19 protein-coding genes and 1 tRNA gene are annotated in these 21,592 nt (G+C 59.1%); 5 read left to right on the top strand and 15 right to left on the bottom strand.

Annotated features, from left to right (window positions below):
* Positions 1 to 164: 164 nt before the first annotated feature.
* The 12 genes from rpoC to KX928_RS05925 all read right to left on the bottom strand — a co-directional run bounded on the left by rpoC (position 165) and on the right by KX928_RS05925 (position 14,095).
* Entirely contained in the window at positions 165 to 4,412 is a 4,248-nt protein-coding gene (rpoC, locus tag KX928_RS05980; RefSeq protein WP_219499960.1) for a DNA-directed RNA polymerase subunit beta', read from the bottom strand.
* Complete coding sequence (locus KX928_RS05975; RefSeq protein WP_219499959.1) at positions 4,409 to 4,702, bottom strand: hypothetical protein; 294 nt, start codon at positions 4,700 to 4,702, stop codon at positions 4,409 to 4,411. Before KX928_RS05975 ends, rpoC begins: the two co-directional genes overlap by 4 nt.
* The gene (gene rpoB / locus KX928_RS05970; RefSeq protein WP_219499957.1) at positions 4,699 to 8,835 is read right to left on the bottom strand and encodes a DNA-directed RNA polymerase subunit beta; all 4,137 of its coding nucleotides are present in this window, start codon (positions 8,833 to 8,835) and stop codon (positions 4,699 to 4,701) included. Before rpoB ends, KX928_RS05975 begins: the two co-directional genes overlap by 4 nt.
* Before the next feature lie 292 nt (positions 8,836 to 9,127).
* Entirely contained in the window at positions 9,128 to 9,502 is a 375-nt protein-coding gene (rplL, locus tag KX928_RS05965) for a 50S ribosomal protein L7/L12 (RefSeq protein WP_219499956.1), read from the bottom strand.
* A 74-nt stretch (positions 9,503 to 9,576) separates the two neighbouring features.
* Entirely contained in the window at positions 9,577 to 10,092 is a 516-nt protein-coding gene (gene rplJ, locus KX928_RS05960) for a 50S ribosomal protein L10 (RefSeq protein WP_219499953.1), read from the bottom strand.
* 237 nt (positions 10,093 to 10,329) lie between these two features.
* Complete coding sequence (gene rplA, locus KX928_RS05955) at positions 10,330 to 11,028, bottom strand: 50S ribosomal protein L1 (RefSeq protein ID WP_219499951.1); 699 nt, start codon at positions 11,026 to 11,028, stop codon at positions 10,330 to 10,332.
* 1 nt (position 11,029) lies between these two features.
* Entirely contained in the window at positions 11,030 to 11,455 is a 426-nt protein-coding gene (gene rplK, locus KX928_RS05950) for a 50S ribosomal protein L11 (RefSeq protein WP_219499949.1), read from the bottom strand.
* Between the two features lie 105 nt (positions 11,456 to 11,560).
* Positions 11,561 to 12,094 (bottom strand): transcription termination/antitermination protein NusG, encoded by a 534-nt coding sequence (gene nusG, locus KX928_RS05945; protein ID WP_219499947.1) that lies wholly within the window; start codon positions 12,092 to 12,094, stop codon positions 11,561 to 11,563.
* A 208-nt stretch (positions 12,095 to 12,302) separates the two neighbouring features.
* Positions 12,303 to 12,500, bottom strand: a complete 198-nt coding sequence (secE, locus tag KX928_RS05940) for a preprotein translocase subunit SecE (RefSeq protein ID WP_219499939.1) — start codon at positions 12,498 to 12,500, stop codon at positions 12,303 to 12,305.
* A 77-nt stretch (positions 12,501 to 12,577) separates the two neighbouring features.
* Entirely contained in the window at positions 12,578 to 13,177 is a 600-nt protein-coding gene (locus tag KX928_RS05935; RefSeq protein ID WP_219499938.1) for a hypothetical protein, read from the bottom strand.
* 101 nt (positions 13,178 to 13,278) lie between these two features.
* Positions 13,279 to 13,354 (bottom strand) — tRNA-Trp (locus KX928_RS05930).
* 78 nt (positions 13,355 to 13,432) lie between these two features.
* Positions 13,433 to 14,095, bottom strand: coding sequence for a CatB-related O-acetyltransferase (locus tag KX928_RS05925; RefSeq protein WP_219499936.1), 663 nt, complete (start codon positions 14,093 to 14,095; stop codon positions 13,433 to 13,435).
* Between the two features lie 249 nt (positions 14,096 to 14,344).
* Here KX928_RS05925 and KX928_RS05920 point away from each other — a divergent pair, with 249 nt between their 5' ends.
* Positions 14,345 to 14,494 (top strand): hypothetical protein, encoded by a 150-nt coding sequence (locus KX928_RS05920; RefSeq protein WP_219499934.1) that lies wholly within the window; start codon positions 14,345 to 14,347, stop codon positions 14,492 to 14,494.
* A gap of 125 nt (positions 14,495 to 14,619) precedes the next feature.
* Here KX928_RS05920 and tuf read toward each other — a convergent pair whose 3' ends face one another.
* From tuf to parC, 3 genes are all read right to left on the bottom strand, one after another.
* The gene (gene tuf, locus KX928_RS05915; RefSeq protein ID WP_219499933.1) at positions 14,620 to 15,795 is read right to left on the bottom strand and encodes an elongation factor Tu; all 1,176 of its coding nucleotides are present in this window, start codon (positions 15,793 to 15,795) and stop codon (positions 14,620 to 14,622) included.
* Positions 15,796 to 15,904: 109 nt separating this feature from the next.
* Positions 15,905 to 16,516, bottom strand: coding sequence for a hypothetical protein (locus tag KX928_RS05910; protein WP_219499931.1), 612 nt, complete (start codon positions 16,514 to 16,516; stop codon positions 15,905 to 15,907).
* A gap of 102 nt (positions 16,517 to 16,618) precedes the next feature.
* Positions 16,619 to 18,922 (bottom strand): DNA topoisomerase IV subunit A, encoded by a 2,304-nt coding sequence (gene parC / locus KX928_RS05905; RefSeq protein WP_219499929.1) that lies wholly within the window; start codon positions 18,920 to 18,922, stop codon positions 16,619 to 16,621.
* A gap of 204 nt (positions 18,923 to 19,126) precedes the next feature.
* On the opposite strand from parC, the gene KX928_RS05900 reads away from it, so the two are divergent.
* The 4 genes from KX928_RS05900 (at position 19,127) to KX928_RS05885 (ending at position 21,522) form a co-directional block, all read left to right on the top strand.
* On the top strand, positions 19,127 to 19,768 hold the full coding sequence (locus tag KX928_RS05900; RefSeq protein WP_219499927.1) for an SH3 domain-containing protein: 642 nt from the start codon (positions 19,127 to 19,129) through the stop codon (positions 19,766 to 19,768).
* Positions 19,769 to 19,825: 57 nt separating this feature from the next.
* Complete coding sequence (locus KX928_RS05895) at positions 19,826 to 20,656, top strand: SDR family oxidoreductase (RefSeq protein ID WP_219499919.1); 831 nt, start codon at positions 19,826 to 19,828, stop codon at positions 20,654 to 20,656.
* An 83-nt stretch (positions 20,657 to 20,739) separates the two neighbouring features.
* Positions 20,740 to 20,943: a twin transmembrane helix small protein gene (locus tag KX928_RS05890; RefSeq protein ID WP_219499917.1), complete on the top strand. Its 204-nt coding sequence runs from the start codon at positions 20,740 to 20,742 to the stop codon at positions 20,941 to 20,943.
* A 6-nt stretch (positions 20,944 to 20,949) separates the two neighbouring features.
* Positions 20,950 to 21,522, top strand: coding sequence for a cob(I)yrinic acid a,c-diamide adenosyltransferase (locus KX928_RS05885; RefSeq protein ID WP_219499915.1), 573 nt, complete (start codon positions 20,950 to 20,952; stop codon positions 21,520 to 21,522).
* The last annotated feature ends 70 nt before the right edge of the window (positions 21,523 to 21,592 follow it).

The raw sequence follows: 21,592 nt of genomic DNA, 5'->3' as shown, positions 1-21,592 counted from the left end.
CGCCGTTTACGTGCACTGACCACAGATTTTCTGCAGCGGTCCGGGGAACAGGACCCGTCGCCCGGCGACATGAGAAGCATGCTCGCCCCGCAACCAGGGTTCGGGAAAAGAAAAGACCCCGGAGACAGGTCTCCGGGGTCTTCGGTGTTGCGTGTCAGAACGCGTCAGTCGCGGCTGTCTGCATCCGGCGTAATCACCTGATCGAACACATCGCCACCGACCATGTCATCCTCCGCAGAAGGCGCCGCCAGCGCGGCAGCGGCTTCGGCTTCTTCACGACGTGCTTCGATCACAACATTGTCGCGATCCTGCGCCACGCGACGCACTTTCATGGTCGCCCCACCGGTACCGGCCGGGATCAGGCGGCCCACGATGACGTTCTCTTTCAGACCAACCAGCTTGTCTTTCTTACCCTGCACCGAGGCTTCGGTAAGAACTCGGGTGGTTTCCTGGAAGGAGGCCGCCGAGATGAAGCTGCGCGTTTGCAGCGACGCCTTGGTGATCCCCAGCAGGATGGGTTCGCCCTGTGCCGGTCGACCCCCTTTGGAAAGCGCCTTCTCGTTCGCCAGATCGAACTCCTGCTTGTCCACGTGCTCGCCCTTCAGCAGCGTGGTGTCGCCGGAATCCTGGATCTCCCACTTCTGGAGCATCTGGCGCACGATCACCTCGATGTGCTTGTCGTTGATCTTCACACCCTGCAGGCGGTAGACGTCCTGCACCTCGTCGATCATGTAATCCGCCAAGGCTTCGACACCCATAATCGCAAGGATGTCATGCGGCGCGGGGTTACCGTCCATGATGTAGTCACCCTTCTGAACAAAATCACCTTCCGCAACCGGGATGTGCTTGCCCTTGGGCACCATGTATTCGACCTTGTGATCCGGATCTTCGGCGGACTCGATCGCGATACGGCGCTTGTTCTTGTAGTCCTTGCCGTAGCGCACATAGCCGTCGATTTCCGCGATGATGGCGTGGTCTTTGGGGCGACGTGCCTCAAAGAGTTCGGCCACACGTGGCAGACCGCCGGTGATGTCCTTGGTCTTGGCACCTTCCCGCGGAATACGCGCCACAACGTCGCCAGCCTTGATCTCGGAGCCATCCTCGATGGAGAGAACCGCATCCACCGACATCGGGTAGGTCACCGGGTTGCCCGCATCGTTGCGGACCGGTTCGCCATCGGCATCGACCAGAATGATCTCGGGCTTGAGTTCATTGCCTTTCGCCGCCGAACGCCAGTCGATCACGATCTTCTGGGTCATCCCGGTGGCGTCATCGGTTTCGTCCTTGACGGCAATACCGGAGACGAGGTCCACGAATTTCGCTGTCCCGGGCTTCTCCGCGATGATCGGCAGAGTGTAGGGATCCCATTCAAAGAGCTTGTCGCCCCGCGCGATGTCCTGCCCGTCCTTGACAAAGAGCTTGGACCCGTACCCTACCTTGTGGCTTGCACGTTCCTCACCATTTTCATCCTGAATGACCAGCTTCATGTTGCGGCCCATGACCATGGTCTCGCCATTGGCGTTCTCAAGGGTCTGGGCGTTCTCGAAGACGACTTTACCGGTATGGCTTGCCTCGAGGAACGATTGCTGGCCACCCTGCGCAACCCCCCCGATGTGGAAGGTCCGCATCGTCAGCTGGGTACCGGGTTCACCGATGGACTGTGCGGCGATAATGCCGACCGCTTCGCCGGTGTTGACCATGGTACCGCGCGCAAGATCACGGCCATAGCAGGTTGCACACACGCCTTCCTCAGCTTCACAGGTCAGCGGGCTGCGGATCCGTGCCGAAGCGACACCCGCCTCGTCAATTGCATCCGCCATACGTTCGTCCACCAGAGTTCCAGCGGCGATCATCACCTCGTCGGTGCCGGGGCGCATGATATCCTCGGCAACCACGCGGCCCAGAATACGCTCGGACAGGGATGACACGACCTCGCCATCGTTCACCGCGGCCACGGCTGTGATCGAGGTTTCGGTGCCGCAATCGAGCATCCGGACAATGCAGTCCTGTGCGACGTCCACCAGACGGCGTGTCAGGTAACCGGAGTTCGCCGTTTTTAGAGCGGTGTCCGACAGACCTTTGCGCGCGCCGTGGGTGGAGTTGAAGTACTCCAGAACGGTCAGCCCTTCCTTGAAGTTCGAGATGATCGGTGTCTCGATGATATCGCCGTTCGGCTTGGCCATGAGGCCACGCATGCCGCCCAGCTGTTTCATCTGCGTCACCGAGCCCCGCGCACCGGAGTGGGCCATCATATAGACCGAGTTCGGTTCCTTCTCGGCACCGGCCTCGTCGCGCTGGCTGGCAGAAATCGACCCCATCATCGCGTCCGTCACCTTGTCGTTACACTTCGACCAGGCATCGACCACCTTGTTGTACTTCTCACCCTGGGTGATCAGACCGTCCATGTATTGCTGTTCGAAATCCTTCACCAGCTCCCGCGTCTCTTCGACGATCGGCCATTTGGTGTCAGGGATCAGCATGTCGTCCTTGCCAAAAGAAATCCCGGCCTTGAAGGCCTCACGGAACCCCATGGTCATGATCTGGTCACAGAAAATGACAGATTCCTTCTGGCCGCAGTAGCGGTAAACGGTGTCGATGACCTGCTGCACTTCTTTCTTGCGCAACAGGCGGTTGACCAGTTCAAACGGTGCCTTGGCATTCAGCGGCAACAGCGCGCCGAGGCGCACACGGCCCGGCGTCGTTTCAAAGCGCTGCATGACTTCCATCCCGTTCTCGTCGATCTGCGGAATCCGCGCAGTGATCTTGGAGTGCAGGTGCACCATACCGGCGTCCAGCGCGTGCTGAACCTCTTCGACGGAACCAAAGACCATACCTTCGCCCGGCATGCCTTCGCGTTCAAGCGTGGTGTAGTAGAGGCCAAGGATCATGTCCTGCGAGGGCACGATGATCGGCGCACCGTTGGCAGGCGACAGCACGTTGTTGGTGGACATCATCAGCACGCGCGCTTCCAGCTGCGCCTCAAGGCTCAGCGGGACGTGAACCGCCATCTGGTCGCCGTCGAAGTCGGCGTTGAAGGCAGAACAGACAAGCGGGTGCAACTGGATCGCCTTGCCTTCGATAAGGACAGGTTCGAATGCCTGAATGCCCAAACGGTGCAGCGTCGGTGCGCGGTTGAGCATCACCGGGTGTTCGCGGATAACCTCATCGAGGATATCCCAGACCTCCGGGCGCTCTTTCTCCACCAGCTTCTTCGCCTGCTTCACGGTGCTGGAGAGGCCCTTGGCCTCCAGCCGCGAGTAGATGAAGGGCTTGAAGAGCTCCAAGGCCATCTTCTTCGGCAGGCCGCATTGGTGCAGTTTCAGCTCCGGCCCGGTCACAATGACCGAGCGACCGGAGAAGTCGACGCGCTTGCCGAGGAGGTTCTGACGGAAACGACCCTGTTTGCCTTTCAGCATGTCGGAGAGCGATTTCAGCGGGCGCTTGTTAGCGCCGGTGATCACGCGACCCCGACGGCCGTTGTCGAACAGCGCGTCCACCGACTCCTGCAGCATCCGCTTTTCGTTGCGCACGATGATATCGGGCGCGCGCAGCTCGATCAGACGCTTCAGACGGTTGTTCCGGTTGATCACCCGGCGATAGAGGTCATTGAGGTCGGAGGTCGCGAAGCGGCCCCCATCCAGCGGCACCAGCGGGCGCAGTTCCGGCGGGATCACGGGGATCACGGTCAAAACCATCCACTCCGGGCGGTTGCCGGATTCGAGGAACGATTCAACGACTTTCAGGCGCTTGATGATCTTCTTAGGCTTCAGCTCGCCTGTCGCCTCTTTGAGGTCCGCGCGCAGTTGCTCTGCTTCGGCTTCCAGATCGATCGCCGCCAGCATTTCGCGGATGGCTTCGGCACCGATGTTTGCCGTAAAAGCGTCCATGCCATAGGCGTCCTGCGCGTCCATATACTCTTCTTCGGTCATCATCTGACCGTATTGAAGATCCGTCAGGCCCGGTTCGATCACCACGTAGTTCTCGAAGTACAGAACCCGCTCCAGATCGCGCAGCGTCATGTCGAGCATCAGACCGATGCGGGAGGGCAGCGATTTCAGGAACCAGATGTGCGCCACGGGCGAGGCCAGTTCGATGTGGCCCATCCGCTCGCGGCGGACCTTTTGCAGCGTGACTTCCACGCCGCATTTCTCGCAGACAACGCCGCGATACTTCATGCGCTTATATTTGCCGCAGAGGCATTCGTAGTCCTTGATCGGACCAAAAATACGCGCGCAGAACAGGCCATCACGCTCGGGCTTGAAGGTCCGGTAGTTGATGGTCTCGGGCTTTTTGATTTCCCCGAAGGACCACGACAGGATGCGCTCAGGCGAGGCCAGAGACACCTTGATTTCGTCAAACACCTTGGGCGGTGTGAGCGGGTTGAACGGGTTGTTTGTGAGTTCTTGGTTCATTGTTGAACCTCCTCAAAATTAAATGAGCACCAGCTATTTTCACCAGCGGGAGCAAAAACCGTCCACGAAAGAAACGGCAACATGTCTTCAGAACGGTATCCAAGAACGAGCTGAACTGTCCGATCACCTATAGTTAGACGTCCGATGCTGGTTGTGATCATTCCTTCACCGTTGTCCAAACCAGTAGCAGCGTCACGATGCTTCCATTCAACACTGTTGGAACTTACCCAGTCATCGCCGACACCGAAGCGTCCACTGCTAATACGTGGGGGAATAACAAAAGGCGTCACTCATCTTCCTCCGCATCGAGAAGCTCCATGTTGAGGCCGAGGCCGCGGACTTCCTTGACCAGAACGTTGAAGCTCTCGGGCACGCCCGCTTCAAAGTTGTCCTCGCCCTTGACGATGCTTTCATAGACTTTCGTTCGTCCGGCCACGTCGTCCGACTTTACGGTCAGCATTTCCTGCAGGGTGTAGGCGGCACCATAAGCTTCCAGCGCCCAGACCTCCATCTCACCGAAGCGCTGCCCACCGAATTGCGCTTTCCCGCCCAAAGGCTGCTGGGTGACCAGCGAGTATGGGCCAGTCGAGCGCGCGTGGATTTTGTCGTCCACCAGGTGATGCAGTTTCAGCAGGTATTTGACGCCGACGGTCACGGGGCGGGCAAACTGCTCACCTGTCCGACCGTCAAACAGCACCGACTGGCCCGAGCTGTCAAAGCCCGCACGGGTCAGCGCATCGTTCACGTCTGCCTCTTTCGCACCGTCGAAGACCGGCGTTGCAATCGGCACACCGCGTGTGACGTTGCCTGCAGCTTCGATCAACGTGTCCTCATCCATGCCCGCGATGCCTTCGTCATAGACGTTTTCACCGTAAGCATGGCTCAGCGCGTCGCGCACAGGGGTCAGGTCACCGGAGCGACGGTATTCCTGAAGCGCCTCGTCCACGTTCAGGCCCAGACCACGCGCGGCCCAGCCCATGTGCGTCTCGAGGATCTGCCCGACGTTCATGCGCGAGGGCACACCCAGCGGGTTCAGACAGAAGTCGACCGGTGTCCCGTCCGCGAGGAACGGCATGTCCTCCATCGGTACGACCTTGGAGATCACACCCTTGTTGCCGTGCCGTCCGGCCATCTTGTCCCCCGGCTGCAGCTTGCGCTTCACCGCGACGAAGACCTTGACCATCTTCATCACACCCGGAGGCAGATCGTCGCCGCGACGGACCTTCTCGACCTTATCCTCAAAACGCGCATCCAAGGCCCGTTTCTGGATCTCGTATTGCTCGTTCAGGGCTTCGACAACCTGCGCATCGGCCTCGTCCTTGAGGGCCAACTGCCACCACTGACCGCGGGTCAGCATTTCCAGCAGGTCCTCATCGATCACCGCATTGGCTTTGACGCCTTTGGGACCTTTCACGGCCACCTTGCCCATGATCATGGATTTCAGACGCGCATAGATGTTGCGGTCGAGGATGGCGAGTTCGTCGTCCCGGTCGCGGGCCAGACGTTCGACTTCCTCACGCTCGATCTGCAGCGCACGCTCGTCTTTCTCCACCCCGTGGCGGTTGAAGACGCGCACTTCCACGACCGTGCCGAAATCGCCCGGTTTGACGCGCAGCGAGGTGTCGCGCACGTCGGAGGCCTTCTCCCCGAAGATAGCGCGCAGGAGTTTTTCCTCCGGCGTCATCGGGCTTTCGCCTTTCGGGGTGATCTTGCCCACGAGGATATCCCCCGGCTCAACGTCCGCGCCGATGTAGACGATGCCCGCCTCGTCGAGGTTGCGCAAGGCTTCCTCGCCGACGTTGGGGATGTCGCGGGTGATCTCTTCCGGCCCAAGCTTGGTGTCACGCGCGGCGACTTCAAATTCCTCTATGTGGATCGAGGTGAAGACGTCGTCACGGGCAATCCGCTCGGAAATCAGGATCGAGTCCTCATAGTTGTAGCCGTTCCACGGCATGAAGGCGACGACGACGTTCTTGCCGAGCGCCAGCTCCCCCATATCCGTTGACGGACCATCGGCAACCACCTGACCCTTGCGCACCGTGTCACCCACTTTCACCAGCGGACGCTGGTTGATGCAGGTATTCTGGTTCGAGCGCTGGAACTTGCGCATGCGGTAGATATCCACGCCTGCGTCGCCCAGTTCAAGGTCTTCGGTGGCGCGGATCACGATCCGCTGCGCATCAACCTGGTCGATGATGCCCGCGCGTTTCGCCATGATCGCCGCACCGGAATCCCGCGCCACAACCTCTTCGATGCCGGTCCCGACCAGCGGAGCTTCGGCCTGCAGAAGCGGGACCGCCTGCCGTTGCATGTTCGAGCCCATAAGAGCCCGGTTGGCGTCGTCATTTTCAAGGAACGGAATGAGCGAGGCCGCAACGGAAACCAGCTGCTTGGGCGACACGTCGATCAGATCAACGCTTTCCGAGGGCGACAGCGTGTAGTCACCGGACTTCCGGGTGGAGACCAGATCGTTCACGAACTTCATGTTGTCATCGAGGTTGGCGTTGGCCTGCGCCACGGTGTGACGCATTTCCTCGGTGGCGGACATATAGTGCACTTCGTCCGTGACCTTGCCACCTTCGACCTTGCGATAGGGCGTTTCGATGAAACCGTATTTGTTCACGCGGGCAAACGTCGCCAGCGAGTTGATCAGGCCGATGTTCGGCCCTTCCGGCGTTTCAATCGGGCACATCCGACCATAGTGTGTCGGGTGAACGTCGCGCACCTCAAAGCCCGCACGCTCACGCGTCAAACCGCCCGGTCCAAGCGCGGACAGACGCCGTTTGTGCGTGACCTCGCTGAGGGGGTTGGTCTGGTCCATGAATTGCGACAACTGCGAAGAGCCGAAGAATTCACGCACGGCAGCGGCAGCCGGTTTGGCGTTGATCAGGTCCTGCGGCATCACCGTGTCGATTTCGACCGACGACATACGCTCTTTGATCGCGCGCTCCATGCGCAACAGACCCACACGGTACTGGTTCTCCATCAGCTCACCGACCGAGCGCACCCGGCGGTTTCCGAGGTGGTCGATATCGTCGATGTCGCCACGGCCGTCGCGCAGATCAACCAGCGCCTTGATGCAGGCCACGATGTCTTCGCGGCGCAGCGTGCGCTGGGTGTCTTCTGCGTCCAGTGCCAGGCGCATGTTCATTTTCACCCGGCCAACAGCCGAGAGATCGTACCGTTCGGAATCGAAGAACAGCGTGTCGAAGAGGGCAGACGCCGCCTCGACGGTGGGCGGCTCGCCCGGGCGCATGACGCGGTAAATATCCATGAGCGCGGTGTCGCGGTTCATGTTCTTGTCCTGCGCCATGGTGTTGCGCATGTAGGGGCCGACGTTGACGTTATCGATGTCCAGCAGCGGGATCTCGGTGATCCCGGCATCAATCAGCTCTTTGGCGGTGCCGCCGACAAGCGTGCCGTCCTTGTCATACTCCAGCGTCAGCTCATCACCGGCTTCGACGTAAATCGCACCGTTTTCTTCATTGATGATATCCTTGGCGGCGAACTTGCCCGCAATGTGCTCGTAGGGCAGCAGCAATTCGGTCACTTTGCCCTCATCGATCAGTTGCTTGACCGCGCGCGGCGTGACTTTCTTACCCTGTTCGAACAGCACTTCACCGGTTTTCGCATCGACCAGATCGTATGTCGGGCGGGTGCCGCGCACACGGTCCGGGAAGAACGGGGCGACCCAGCCCTTGTTCTTCTTCAGCTTGTAGGTGACCGTGTTGTAATAGGCATCCATGATCGCTTCCTGGTCGAGACCAAGTGCATATAGGAGCGTTGTCACAGGCAGTTTCCGGCGGCGGTCGATGCGGGCAAAGACGATGTCTTTTGCGTCGAATTCGAAGTCCAGCCAGCTGCCGCGATAGGGAATGATGCGGCAGGCGAACAGAAGTTTGCCGGACGAATGGGTCTTGCCCTTGTCATGGTCAAAGAACACACCGGGTGAGCGATGCATCTGGGAAACGATCACCCGCTCTGTACCATTGACGACGAATGTGCCGTTCGGCGTCATCAACGGCATGTCGCCCATGAAGACGTCCTGCTCCTTGATGTCTTTCACGGATTTCGCGCCGGTATCTTCGTCCACATCAAACACGATGAGGCGCAGCGTCACCTTCAGCGGCGCAGAATAGGTCATGTCACGTTGCTGACATTCCTCGACATCGTATTTGGGTTTTTCCAGCTCGTACTTGACGTACTCCAGCACCGAGGTTTCATTGAAATCCTTGATCGGGAAGACCGACTGGAACACGCCGGTAATGCCTTCGCCGTCCGTCGGGACATCGGCGTCACCAGAGTTCAGGAAAAGATCATAAGAGGATTTCTGGACCTCGATGAGGTTGGGCATATCCAAAACTTCGCGGATTTTGCCATAATATTTACGTAGACGTTTCTGGCCAAGGAACGATTGAGCCATATCAGGTGTCACCTTTCAGAGTTCTCACCGGTCGAGGGAGCCGTCGGGCCACGGCACCTCGCCCATACGAGACGATACGTTTCGGTCTATTCACAGGTGCCGTCCCACCGGCACCCTCCCGACCATTGAACCGCATCTTGGAAAAGGCCTTTGGACACAAAGGCCCTTGCCAAGACAGGTTAAGCTGGACCCGAAATTCTCAGGCCCAGCTCTTTTTTCGTGCGGGGTGTCGAGACTTCCTAAAGGAGTCTCTCGCTGCTCCCAACGGGATGCAGCCCCCAGATCCGGCGACTTAGGCCAGTTCGACTTCGGCGCCAGCTGCTTCCAGCTTGGCTTTGACGTCCTCGGCTTCGGCTTTGTCGACGCCTTCTTTGATCTTGCCGCCCGCTTCCACGAGGTCCTTGGCTTCTTTCAGGCCAAGACCCGTGAGACCACGGACTTCCTTGATCACGTTGATTTTCGATGCGCCTGCATTTTTCAGGACAACGTCGAATTCTGTTTTCTCTTCCTCGGCAGCGCCGGCGTCGCCAGCAGGACCAGCCATCATCACTGCGCCGCCTGCGGCGGGCTCGATGCCGTACTCGTCTTTGAGGATTGTTTTCAGTTCTTGTGCTTCAAGCAGGGTCAGACCAACGATCTCTTCTGCCAGTTTTTTCAGATCAGCCATGTTTTAGCTCTTTCCGTTTTCGATATGTGTGTTCCAACGTCGCGATTTCAACCCGACGCCGGTTTGACGATGCCTTATGCTGCAGCCTTGTCCTCGATCGTGGACAGGATGGATGCGATATTGCTTGCAGGTGCGCCAATGGCCCCGGCGATGTTCGATGCTGGTGCGCCCAACATGCCCGCGATCGTGGAGATAAGCTCCTCGCGCGAAGGCATTTTGGACACGGCTTCGACACCGGCGACGTCCAACGCGTTCTCACCCATCGCGCCGCCGAGGATCTCGAATTTCGAGTTCTCTTTGGCATATTCCTGAGCAACCTTGGCCGCAGCCACGGGATCCTCGGAATAGGTCAGAACGGTCATACCCGACAGAAGGTCAGCAATGCTTGCGCATGGCTTGCCCTCAAGGGCGATCTTGGCGAGCCTGTTTTTGGCAACACGCACAGACCCACCCGCGTCGCGTGCACGGGCGCGCAGGTCTTGCATTTCAGCAACTGTCAGACCGGCGTAGTGGCTAACCACAACGACGCCAGAGCTTTCAAAGATCTGGCCGAGTTCCTCGACCAGCTGTTCTTTCTGGGCTCTATCCACAGTTTCACTCCAAAATTGGGCAGGTTTCCCCACCCGGCTCAGTTTAGGAATGCGATTGTCTGCATCCCGTTTCGGGTCCAATTCAGGGTCCCGAGCCAAAACCGCCCGAAGGCTGGAATCCTCTCGTTTCCCATCTCAGGAAGGAATTATGTGAGATACCCCACACCCTCCGTCTCGGACAGAAGCAAGGCCAATCGCTCGGCCGTGCCTATCTGGCGGGTTGCCCCGCCAAATCTCTTATTCGGTGACCGCGTTATCCACGGCAACCGACACGCCGGGGCCCATTGTCGAGCTCAGCGCAATTTTTTTCATGTATGTGCCCTTGGAACCTGTCGGTTTCGCCTTGGACACGGCGCCAACGAAGGCGCGGATGTTTTCGACCAGTTTGGCTTCGTCGAAGCTGATTTTGCCAACACCGGCGTGCACAACGCCGCCTTTTTCCGCCTTGAACTGAACTTCGCCGCCTTTTGCTGCTTTCACAGCGGCTTCGACATCCATCGTCACTGTGCCGACCTTGGGGTTCGGCATCAGGTTGCGGGGACCAAGCACTTTACCCAGGCGGCCAACGATTGGCATCATGTCCGGGGTCGCGATGCAGCGGTCAAACTCGATCTTGCCGCTTTGCACGGTTTCCATCAGGTCTTCGGCACCAACGATGTCCGCACCGGCCTTCTCGGCTTCTTCGGCCTTGGGGCCACGGGCAAAAACCGCAACACGCACCGATTTGCCAGTGCCGTTCGGCAGGCCGACCACGCCGCGCACCATCTGGTCCGCGTGACGGGGGTCAACGCCAAGGTTCATCGCGATTTCGACCGTCTCGTCGAACTTCACGTTCGAATTGCCCTTGATCAGCGCAACGGCTTCTTCAACGGTCACATCCTCTTTGCCAGCGAAAGCTTCACGCGCGGCGCGGGTTCTTTTTCCAAGCTTTGCCATCTTACTTCACCTCGATGCCCATGGAGCGGGCAGAGCCCAGGATGATCTGCATTGCCGCTTCGACGGAGTTGGCATTCAGATCTTTCATCTTCGCTTCGGCAATCTCGCGCACCTGCTTGGAGGTCACATGACCCACGATTTCGCGCGACGGCGTCTTCGCGCCGGACTTCAGCTTGGCAGCTTTCTTCAGGTAGTAGGACGCCGGTGGCGTCTTGATATCCATCGTGAAGGATTTGTCCTGATAGTAAGTGATCACGGTGGGGCACGGCGCGCCGGGCTCCATATCTGCGGTCTTAGCGTTGAACGCCTTGCAGAATTCCATGATGTTGATGCCGCGCTGACCCAGCGCCGGACCTACCGGCGGGGACGGGTTTGCTTGACCGGCGGGAACCTGAAGCTTCATGGTCCCGGCAAGTTTCTTGGCCATTGGCCTTCTCCTTTTCCAACCCTTTGGCAGCGCGCTGCCTCAGGTTCATGTTGTCGTGGTCCGGTCCGGATGCCGCGGCACCCTCGCCTCCCACGCTTTGCCACGTCAGGACTGTTTGTTGACCTGCGTGTATTCCAGCTCGACCGGCGTCTCCCGGCCAAAGATCGAGACCGTCACCTTCAGGCGCTGGTTCTCGTCGTCTACCTCTTCGACCATGCCGTCGAAATCCTCGAACGGGCCGTCGGCCACCTTGACCTTCTCACCCACTTCGAAGTGGATAAGCGTGCGCGGTGCCTCTTCGCCTTCCTGAACCCTGTTCAGGATCGCGTTCACTTCGGCGTCACGCATCGGCATCGGTCGGCCTTGCGGGCCCAGGAAGCCGGTCACGCGGTTGATCGAGTTGATCAGGTGATATCCGCCATCGGACATTTCCATGTGCACCAGAACGTAACCCGGCATGAAGCGACGCTCGGTTGTCACCTTTTTGCCACGGCGCACTTCGATCACTTCTTCGGTCGGTACCAGCACTTCGTCGATCTGATCCTCAAGGCCCTGTTCGGCCACGGATGTACGGATTTGCTCTGCGATCTTCTTTTCGAAGTTCGACAGGACACTGACCGAATACCACCGTTTTGCCATCTGATCTTAGGTCCCTGTCTTGCCAGGCGCGACTGCAAGCGCCAAAATTCCACTAACATTCAGGCACTTAGCCCGATGACTTCAAACAAAAAATCGGCGCGCAACTCGAATCGCCGCACGCCACTTTTCTGGTCAGGTGTGCGGCATACTCCGCACGGCCGAATGTTTCAAGGGGTCTGCTGCGATTTTTGAACGATCTCGTTCAGTTCTAGCCGAACACATTCAACACGGCCTGAAGGCCGCTTCTGATGATGATGTCCACCGTCGCAAAGAACACTGCCGTCAGTGCTGCAAGGATAAACACCATTACGGTGGTCAGCATGACCTCCCGCCGGGTCGGCCAAACCACTTTCGCGACTTCGGCGCGAACCTGCTGAATGAACTGAAGGGGGTTGGTCGTGGCCATGTAGCTTTTTCCTGCGCTTGAGATGAACGCGACATAGCGAGCCATGCGCCGGAATTCAAGAGCGTAGCGACGCGGACCTAAGTGGCGGTTTCGTCATGCAGGCGGTTCAGACGGTCCACCATCGCCTCCGCGTGCCGCTTGTCGGCCCGCGCCATGGCCCGCAGATCGGGCGCGCGCAGGCTGTCGGCCAGGCGATCCGGCAGGCGTTCAAGAAGACGGTCCCATTTTCGCGCGGCCAACTCGCCGTGAATGCGCAACTTGCGGGCCGTGGCGGGGAACCATCTTGCATAAAGCTGGAAGGCCGATAGGAAGCGCCGCCAGAATGTCTCGGCCCCCAGAACCACATATGTGATCATTACCGCAATCAGGGTGACCAGCACGACACCCAGAACGAAGACCGGTTGCAGGAGCGCCATCAGTACAAAGCTTGTGCCCAGAATGACCTTGGTATTCGGACGATAGCGCAGGATACGCACGATCAGCAACGACACCACAGACGCGGCAATGCTCTTCCGGCGCTCCGCGGTCGGAGCGGGCGCAAGGTCCTTTCGCGAAATCTGTTCCGCGTCCACCGAGCCCCGTTTCGGACGCGGCATTGCCGCCGGCGCCGTGTTCTCCTCGGCGATCATGGCTCGGATGGCAGCAACATCCCGATCCACATCCTGCATTTGTGCCATAGTTTGGTCCACCTGTTTCGTCACATCCCCATAGCGGCAATTGTATGGGGCGAATCGGACAATCCGGGGGCGAAATCATGGCGGATATGTGGCGGATGGGCTGGCAGGGGCTGAGGGACTCGAACCCACGACCCTCGGTTTTGGAGACCGATGCTCTACCAACTGAGCTAAACCCCTATGCCGGGCTTCGGCGTAGTCGGAATTGCACCGGGGATCAAGAGGGTATTGCGCTCAAACTCGGCAATTTGGCGCGATTCAGCGGGGGGCGACCTGAGCCAGCGCATCCACGTCACCCCCACAGATCACTGCTTCGCTGGTTACAACTTTTTCGATAGGCCAATCCCACCATGCAAGATGCACGAGGCGCGCAGCGACCTGCGGCGAAAAACGTCGCCGCACGGGCCGTGCAGGGTTTCCCGCAACAACCGAGTAATCCGCGATTTCCCCGCCCACAACGGACCCTGCCCCGACAATGACGCCATGACCGATCCGCGCACCGGGCAGAATGCAAGCACCCTGCCCGATCCAGACATCATTCCCGACGATGGTATCCGCGCCCGGTTCCGGCAGGGATGGCCGCCCAGACTTGGAGGCCCTTCCAAAAATGGCGAAGGGATAGCTGCTTATGCCATCGTATCTGTGATTGGCGGAGGATGTGATGAACTGGACGCCATCCGCGATCTGGCAGAATTTCCCGATGACAAGCCGCTCCGGCGAGAAATCGTATGTATAGGGTGCCAGATGCCGGGCCCAGTCTGCGGGTGCTTGGTGCGCGCTGGCATATGTGTAATCCCCCACGTGAATACGCGGATGAGATATGGCCGCCGCCAGAAAGACCGTCCCTGTGTGCACTGTTCCGTCTGCCAGCTTTACCGGATGCATCACGTCTGGCGCTGGGAACGTCTGATCATCTGTCATTCCGGTCTCCTTGTTTCCTCTTTTTGCGGTACACCCGGCGGACGTGAACACACCCCGGGGTTTGAGTAAAATTTGAAAAAAATTGCGCGAGTGTAATCTGGATCACGGACGCTGACGCAGCGTCATGCAAATCATTGTCTTGTTCCACCCAGGCAACGATCCCGGAACACGCAATTTAAACGCTGCACGAAATTAGTGAACACCATGTCTGACCAGTTGAAAAACGTGCCCACATTTAGGGATAGACCCATGAAAACGAAAACCATTTTGTCGATCTTCGCCGCGTCAGTCATTTTGATGGGATGTGCAGAGACCGGGCATTATCCGCTGACTGGCAAGAGTGTTGGCGCGTCCGACCATGTCAAGTTCATGAGCAACACGACCATCGCCCGTTACTGAATGCATTCTCCGTCCTTCATGGTGAGCGGGATATTATCTCCACTGGTTCTGTGACAAGACGACCTTAGGACGGAAAAAGGCCGCCGATTTTCATCGGCGGCCTTTCAATTTCTGACCCGATCGGCTTACTCGGTGATTTTGCTGACGACGCCTGCGCCGACGGTGCGGCCGCCTTCGCGGATCGCGAAGCGCAAGCCGTTTTCCATCGCGATCGGTGCGATCAGCTCAACGCCGAAAGACACGTTGTCGCCCGGCATCACCATCTCGGTGCCCTCGTTCAGCTGAACCGTGCCGGTCACATCCGTCGTCCGGAAGTAGAACTGCGGGCGGTAGTTCGCAAAAAACGGCGTGTGACGGCCACCCTCTTCCTTGGTCAGGATGTAGGCTTCGGCTTCGAACTTGGTGTGCGGGTTCACCGAGCCGGGCTTGCACAGCACCTGGCCACGCTCAACGCCTTCACGGTCGATGCCGCGCAGCAGCGCGCCGATGTTGTCGCCCGCTTCACCGCGGTCCAGCAGCTTGCGGAACATTTCAACACCTGTGCAGGTCGTCTTCTGGGTGTCGCGGATGCCGACGATCTCGATCTCGTCGCCCACGTTGATCACGCCCCGCTCGACACGGCCGGTCACAACGGTGCCACGACCGGAGATCGAGAACACGTCTTCCACGGGCATCAGGAACGGCTGATCCACCGCACGCGCCGGGGTCGGGATGTATTCGTCGACCGCCGCCATCAGCTCGCGGATCTTCTCTTCGCCGATCTCGGGGTTGTTGCCTTCCATCGCCGCCAGCGCCGAGCCCGCGATGATCGGGATATCGTCGCCGGGGTACTCATAAGAGCTCAGCAGCTCGCGGATTTCCATTTCAACCAGCTCGAGCAGCTCTTCGTCGTCGACCTGGTCGACCTTGTTCATGAAGACGACCATGTAGGGAATGCCCACCTGGCGGCCGAGCAGGATGTGCTCGCGCGTCTGCGGCATCGGGCCGTCGGCGGCATTCACAACCAGGATCGCGCCGTCCATCTGCGCCGCCCCGGTGATCATGTTCTTAACGTAGTCGGCGTGGCCGGGGCAGTCGACATGCGCATAGTGGCGCGCGTCGGTCTCATATTCCACGTGTGCGGTGGAAATGGTGATGCCGCGGGCTTTCTCTTCCGGCGCACCGTCGATCTGGTCATAGGCCTGGAAATCGCCAAAATACTTCGTGATCGCCGCCGTCAGCGTCGTCTTGCCGTGGTCAACGTGACCAATCGTGCCGATGTTCACATGCGGTTTCGTACGTTCAAACTTTGCCTTTGCCATGGTGGAGGCGCCCTTTTGCTTTCATGGGGTCGACAGTGACCCGATCCTTCTCTGGCGCGCGATGTATTGCGATCAGGCAGGAAAATCAAGCACGACGTGCGAAGACCTCCTATTCAGCATCAGACGGGTCAGTTCCCCCTGCCGTCGGAGCGTCTGCAGGCGCTGCATTCGCCGCTGAGGCCTCCGAGAACCAGCCCTGCTCTGCATTCTGTTTCACCAGATAGTCTTCGATCGCCTGTGCCGCGTTGCGCGACAGGTTTTCCAGCTGGGTCTCCTTGGTCTGGGACCAGCCCGTACCAACGATGCTGGCGCCATTCAGTTCTTCGAGGACCGTCAGCTGGGCCGGTTCCTCATTCAACTTCTTGCCTTGCGAATCGTCCCAGACGGTCAGGCGGATGATCATTCCTGACTTCGGTGCCAGCAGCACGGGTACGCCGGGCTTTGCCAGAACATATCCCTCGATGCTGACACCGAAATGGTAATCCTTCGCCCCCTCGTAACGGTCAAACCTTTCGGCGATGGCCGTGGTCAGTGCGGCAGTGAGCTCATCCTTGGAGACTTCACGACTGATCGTTGCAGTCGTCTCAACCTTGGGGGCCACAACCACGTTGTGCCCGAGGCTGAAGTCGCCCAAGGGCACGGGAGGCGCATCCAGGTCGCGTGCGCCCGCGCAGGCTGTCAGGGCCAATACGCTGACCAGTAAAGCTGCTTGCCTCTTCATGTCTCACCCTTCGGCATATTATCGGTTGGTGTCTTGCCTAGCCGAAGGATGCGCCGCTTGCAATCCATGCGGGCGTGCGGCGCGCACCCGCCAAAGGGGTGGTCAGGAAAACTTGTTGTCGCGCGGAAACCCTCGTGGCGCCATGCGCCCGGCGCTGGCGCGCTTTCCGGACCATTCCGTCAATTCCGTTTCCGTCCGCGTTCGTCCCGCCGGATCAAGCCAGCTTAATCCGCTGTCCCGGCTAAAGGTCGTGGCGTCGGACAGGCCACCATCCTTGTACTTTTGCAACCGCACGCCCTTGCCGCGTCCCATTTCCGGCAGTTCATCAAGGGCAAAAACCAGCACTTTGCGGTTCTCGCCAACCACCGCAACGCTGTCACCTGTGACCGGTCGGCACACCACGGCCCGGGTCTCGCCACGTACGTTCAGTACTTGTTTGCCACTCCGGGTCTGTGCCACGACATCGTCCTCCGGCACGACGAACCCGTCGCCCGCGCTGGACGCAACCAAAAGCTTGCGGCCCGGCTGATGGGTCAGGATGGTCACGATCTCGGTCTCATTCGGCAAATCAACCATGAGCCGCAGCGGTTCACCCATACCGCGCCCACCCGGTAAATTTGCAGCGGACACGGTGTAAAAGCGGCCGTTTGAGCCAAACACCAGCAGACGATCCGTCGTTTCAGCATGAAAGATGAACCTGGGCCCGTCGCCATCCTTGAATTTCAACTCTCGGTTCAGGTCGATATGCCCGGTCATGGCCCGAACCCACCCCATTTGCGAGCAGACGACGGTGATTGGTTCCCGGTCAATCATCGCCTCGATCGGCACGTCTTCGATCACCGTGCCCTCGGCGAAGGTTGTGCGGCGCGCACCACCCTCGTACTCCTTGCCAAACTGTTTCTTTGTCTCACGCAATTGCGCGGTAATGCTGTCCCACTGAAGCTGCGGATTCTCCAGAAGGTCCTCAAGACCCGCGCGCTCTTCCATCAGGTCTGACTGCTCGCGCAGCAGCTCCATTTCTTCCAGACGCCGCAACGACCGCAGGCGCATGTTGAGGATCGCTTCGGCCTGCACCTCGCTCAGTTCGCCCTCGCCCGTCGCCGGCGAGACGTAGTCTGTTTCGTCGGTCGCGCGGACGTGCGATTTTCCCCAGTCTTCTCGCATCAGCGCCGATTTGGGGTCCGCGTCATAGCGGATGATGTCGATGACCCGATCGAGATTGAGGAAAGCAACGACAAAGCCTTCCAGCACTTCGAGACGGTGGTCGATTTTCTCCATCCGATGCGTGGAGCGTCGCACCAGTACTTCTTGGCGGTGATCCAGAAATGCCCGCAGGACTTCCTTCATCGAGCAGACTTTCGGCGTCAGCCCATCGATCAGCACATTCATGTTGAGCGAAAACCGCACTTCCAGATCGCAGGTCCGGAACAGCATGCCCATCAGCACCTCGGGGTCGACCGACCGGGATCGCGGTTCGATGATCATGCGCACATCGTCAGCAGATTCGTCCCGCACATCCCCCAGGATCGGGATCTTCTTGGTCTGGATCAGCTCCGCGATCTTTTCGATCAGTTTGGATTTCTGAACCTGGTAGGGGATCTCCGTGACCACGATCTGCCACTGACCGCGCCCCAGATCTTCCACCTCCCACCGGCAACGCAACCGGAAGGACCCACGCCCGGTGCGATAAGCCGTTGCGATGTTTTCAGGCGGCTCGACAATCACGCCGCCTGTCGGGAAGTCCGGACCCGGGACGTACTTCAGCAAGGTGTCATCCCGTGCGTCGGGCGTTTTTATGAGATGAATACAGGCGTCGCAGAGTTCCGCGATGTTATGCGGGGGAATATTGGTTGCCATGCCGACGGCGATCCCGCTGGACCCATTGGCCAGCAGGTTGGGGAACTGCGCGGGCAAAACAACCGGTTCCGTGAGCGTCCCGTCATAGTTTTCACGGAAATCGACAGCGTTTTCGTTCAGACCTTCAAGCATGGCTTCGGCCACGGCGGTCATGCGCGCCTCGGTGTATCTGCTCGCAGCCGGGTTATCGCCGTCGATGTTGCCAAAATTACCCTGACCGTCGACGAGCGGATACCGCACGTTGAAGTCCTGCGCCAAGCGGGCCATGGCATCGTAAATAGCCGCGTCGCCGTGCGGGTGGTAATTGCCCATAACGTCGCCCGAAATCTTGGCCGATTTACGAAATCCACCCGTGGAATTCAGCCGCAGTTCACGCATTGCGTATAAGATACGTCGGTGAACGGGTTTCAGCCCATCGCGCGCATCCGGCAGCGCCCGGTGCATGATCGTGCTCAAGGCATAGGTTAAATACCGCTCTCCCAGTGCACGACGCAGCGGTTCAGACACATCGGCGGGAGGCATGTCGGGGATATTGGTTTCGTCGGCCATTGGTGCTGTGTAACCTCGTGGTTCGCCCCGAACAAGCGCGATATCGGCCCCGTTCTTTCTGCAGAGTTGTGGCCAGGCGGCATCACATGAAAATATGCGAATTGGGGTGAAAATTTCCCCTGACGGAAACCAAAACGGGGAGTTATGCGTTCAGGAGGTGAGTTGTGTGTTATACTTGACAGATGAGTAACGAGGATTGTTGCGATGAAGCGATTCATTTTTTTGACTTTTGGGTTTTTGGGACTGGCATTTTATGAGCTCAGCGGCGGGGCCGATTTTGACCCGGTCGCGGCAAGAAATGCCGCCATTCTCGCTAGGTCGGATGCGGTTGACGTGGCCCGGTTGCCCACAACGCAGACGGCTGAGGTGTCCGCTATTACAAATGTGCAAGAAGAGGCGACTGTCACCCGCGTGGCATTGAACCTGACCTCTTTGAGTGACGTACTTGATGACACATCCGAGGCGGAGGCTGAGCCGGACAGCAGCGCGCCGGACACAGTGACGCCAACAATTGCGTCCGCTTCCACGAACAACATTGACATAACGCCGGTCAGTTTCGGTGCAAACCGGGCTGGCGAGCGTGTCCTGCCAAGTATCATCTTCCCAGGGTCAACCACACAAGCATCTTCGGCTGACGTGTCATCTCCGCAGGATATCCGGCGCGTGGACGCATCAGCGGTCAACATGCGCGGCGGCCCCGGCACCAGTTACGGCGTCGTAACACGGCTCGACAGGAATACGCGGGTTGAAGTCTTGCAGGACGACGGTACCGGCTGGGTCAAGCTGCGGCCCGTGGCCGGTGGTCCGGAGGGCTGGATTGCGGATTTTCTGCTGACCAAAGGATAAGGTTGCGCTCTCGGGCGCGACGCGCCAAAGCTTCGGGCACCACGTGTGGAGAAGCAGATGGCGCAAAAATCAATACTTATAACCGGCTGCTCTTCGGGCATTGGATACACGGCGGCAATCGGCCTCAAGGCCAAGGGGTGGCGTGTCTTTGCGGCCTGCAAACAGGCCACTGATTGCGAGCGGCTGCAAGCGGAAGGTTTCGAAAGCCCCCTCTTGGACTACACGGACCAGGCCAGCATCGATGCCGCGCTCGCCGAAGTGCTGGAGGCGACGGGGGGCACCCTCGACGCGGTATTCAACAATGGTGCCCATGGCACGCCCGGCGCGGTCGAAGATCTGCCAACCGATGCACTGCGCGAGATTTTCGAAGCCAACTTCTTTGGCTGGCATCATCTGACACGCGCGATCATCCCCATCATGCGCAAACAGGGCCATGGTCGGATCGTGCAGTGTTCATCCGTCCTCGGCTTCATCTGCCTGCCATGGCGCGGCGCCTACAATGCGACGAAATACGCGCTGGAGGGTTTGACGGACACCATGCGCATCGAAATGCGGGACACGCCTCTTCACGTCGTGCTGATCGAACCCGGACCCGTCACGTCGAAGATCAGGCAAAACTCCATTCCGCATTTCGAGAAGTGGATCGACTGGCGCGCCTCTGCACGGCGAAAGGACTACGAAACCGGATTGAACAGACGCCTTTATGAAAGCCGCGGGCCGGACAAGTTCGAACTGCCGCCCGAAGCGGTTCTGGTGAAGCTCATCCATGCCTTGGAAGCACAAAAACCGCGCCCGCGATATTTTGTCACGACACCAACCTACATGATGGCGGCATTGCGTCGCATACTGCCGACCAGGGCGCTCGACTGGGTGCTGTCACGGGCCTGACTTGCGAGACCATGACAAATACCGGTTCGCTTTTCCGTGCCATCCCCCTACATGTCCGGCTGTAGAACAAAAGGAAAAAGTCCGTGGGTGATCCATTACTCGTGCTAATCGTGCTGGCCTGTTTGGCGGTCGTCGTCATTCTGATGCTGGGTCTCGGCGGTTTCGCCGGTGGCGGTGCGTTCAACAAGAAGAACTCGAACAAGCTGATGCGATACCGGATTGCCGCACAATTCGTCGCGGTCTGCCTGATCGTGCTCTATGTATTTCTCCGCCAAAAGGGAGGCTGATCCGAGATGGTGGTCCTGAACAAGATTTATACCAAAACCGGCGATGCCGGTGAAACGGCACTGGGAAACGGCGCGCGGGTGGCAAAACACTCCCTGCGCGTAACCGCGTATGGCACTTCCGACGAGTTGAATTCCTTTGTCGGCGTGGCCCGGCTGGAGGCGCAGGGCGAGATTGACGTTGCACTTAGCCGCATTCAAAACGACCTGTTTGATCTGGGGGCCGATCTATGCCGCCCGGATATGGCGCAGGATGCTGATGCCGAGTACCCGCCGCTGCGGATGATCGATGCTCAGGTGGCGCGGCTGGAAACGGAGATTGATGCGATGAACGCGGACCTCGACCCGTTGCGCAGCTTCATCCTGCCCGGCGGCAGTGCCCTGGCGGCCCATTTGCACGTCTGCCGCACGGTATCACGCCGCGCCGAAAGGCTCTGCGTCGAACTCGCAACCATGGAAGCGATCAACACGGCGGCAGTCACCTATCTGAACCGGCTGAGTGACTGGTTTTTTGTCGCGGCACGCAGGGCCAATAACGGCGGCAAGGATGATGTTCTTTGGGTACCAGGGGCCAACCGCTAGTTGTTGAACGCAAGTGACCTCGCTTGGTGAAACCAGGAATTCGAGCGGGTTCTATCGGAAATTTTCGCTC

The organism is Roseobacter insulae (assembly GCF_019375555.1).
Taxonomy (GTDB): Bacteria; Pseudomonadota; Alphaproteobacteria; order Rhodobacterales; family Rhodobacteraceae; genus Roseobacter; species Roseobacter insulae.
The sequence above is the reverse complement of the archived record's forward strand: the minus strand, read 5'-3'. Positions and strand labels throughout refer to the sequence as shown.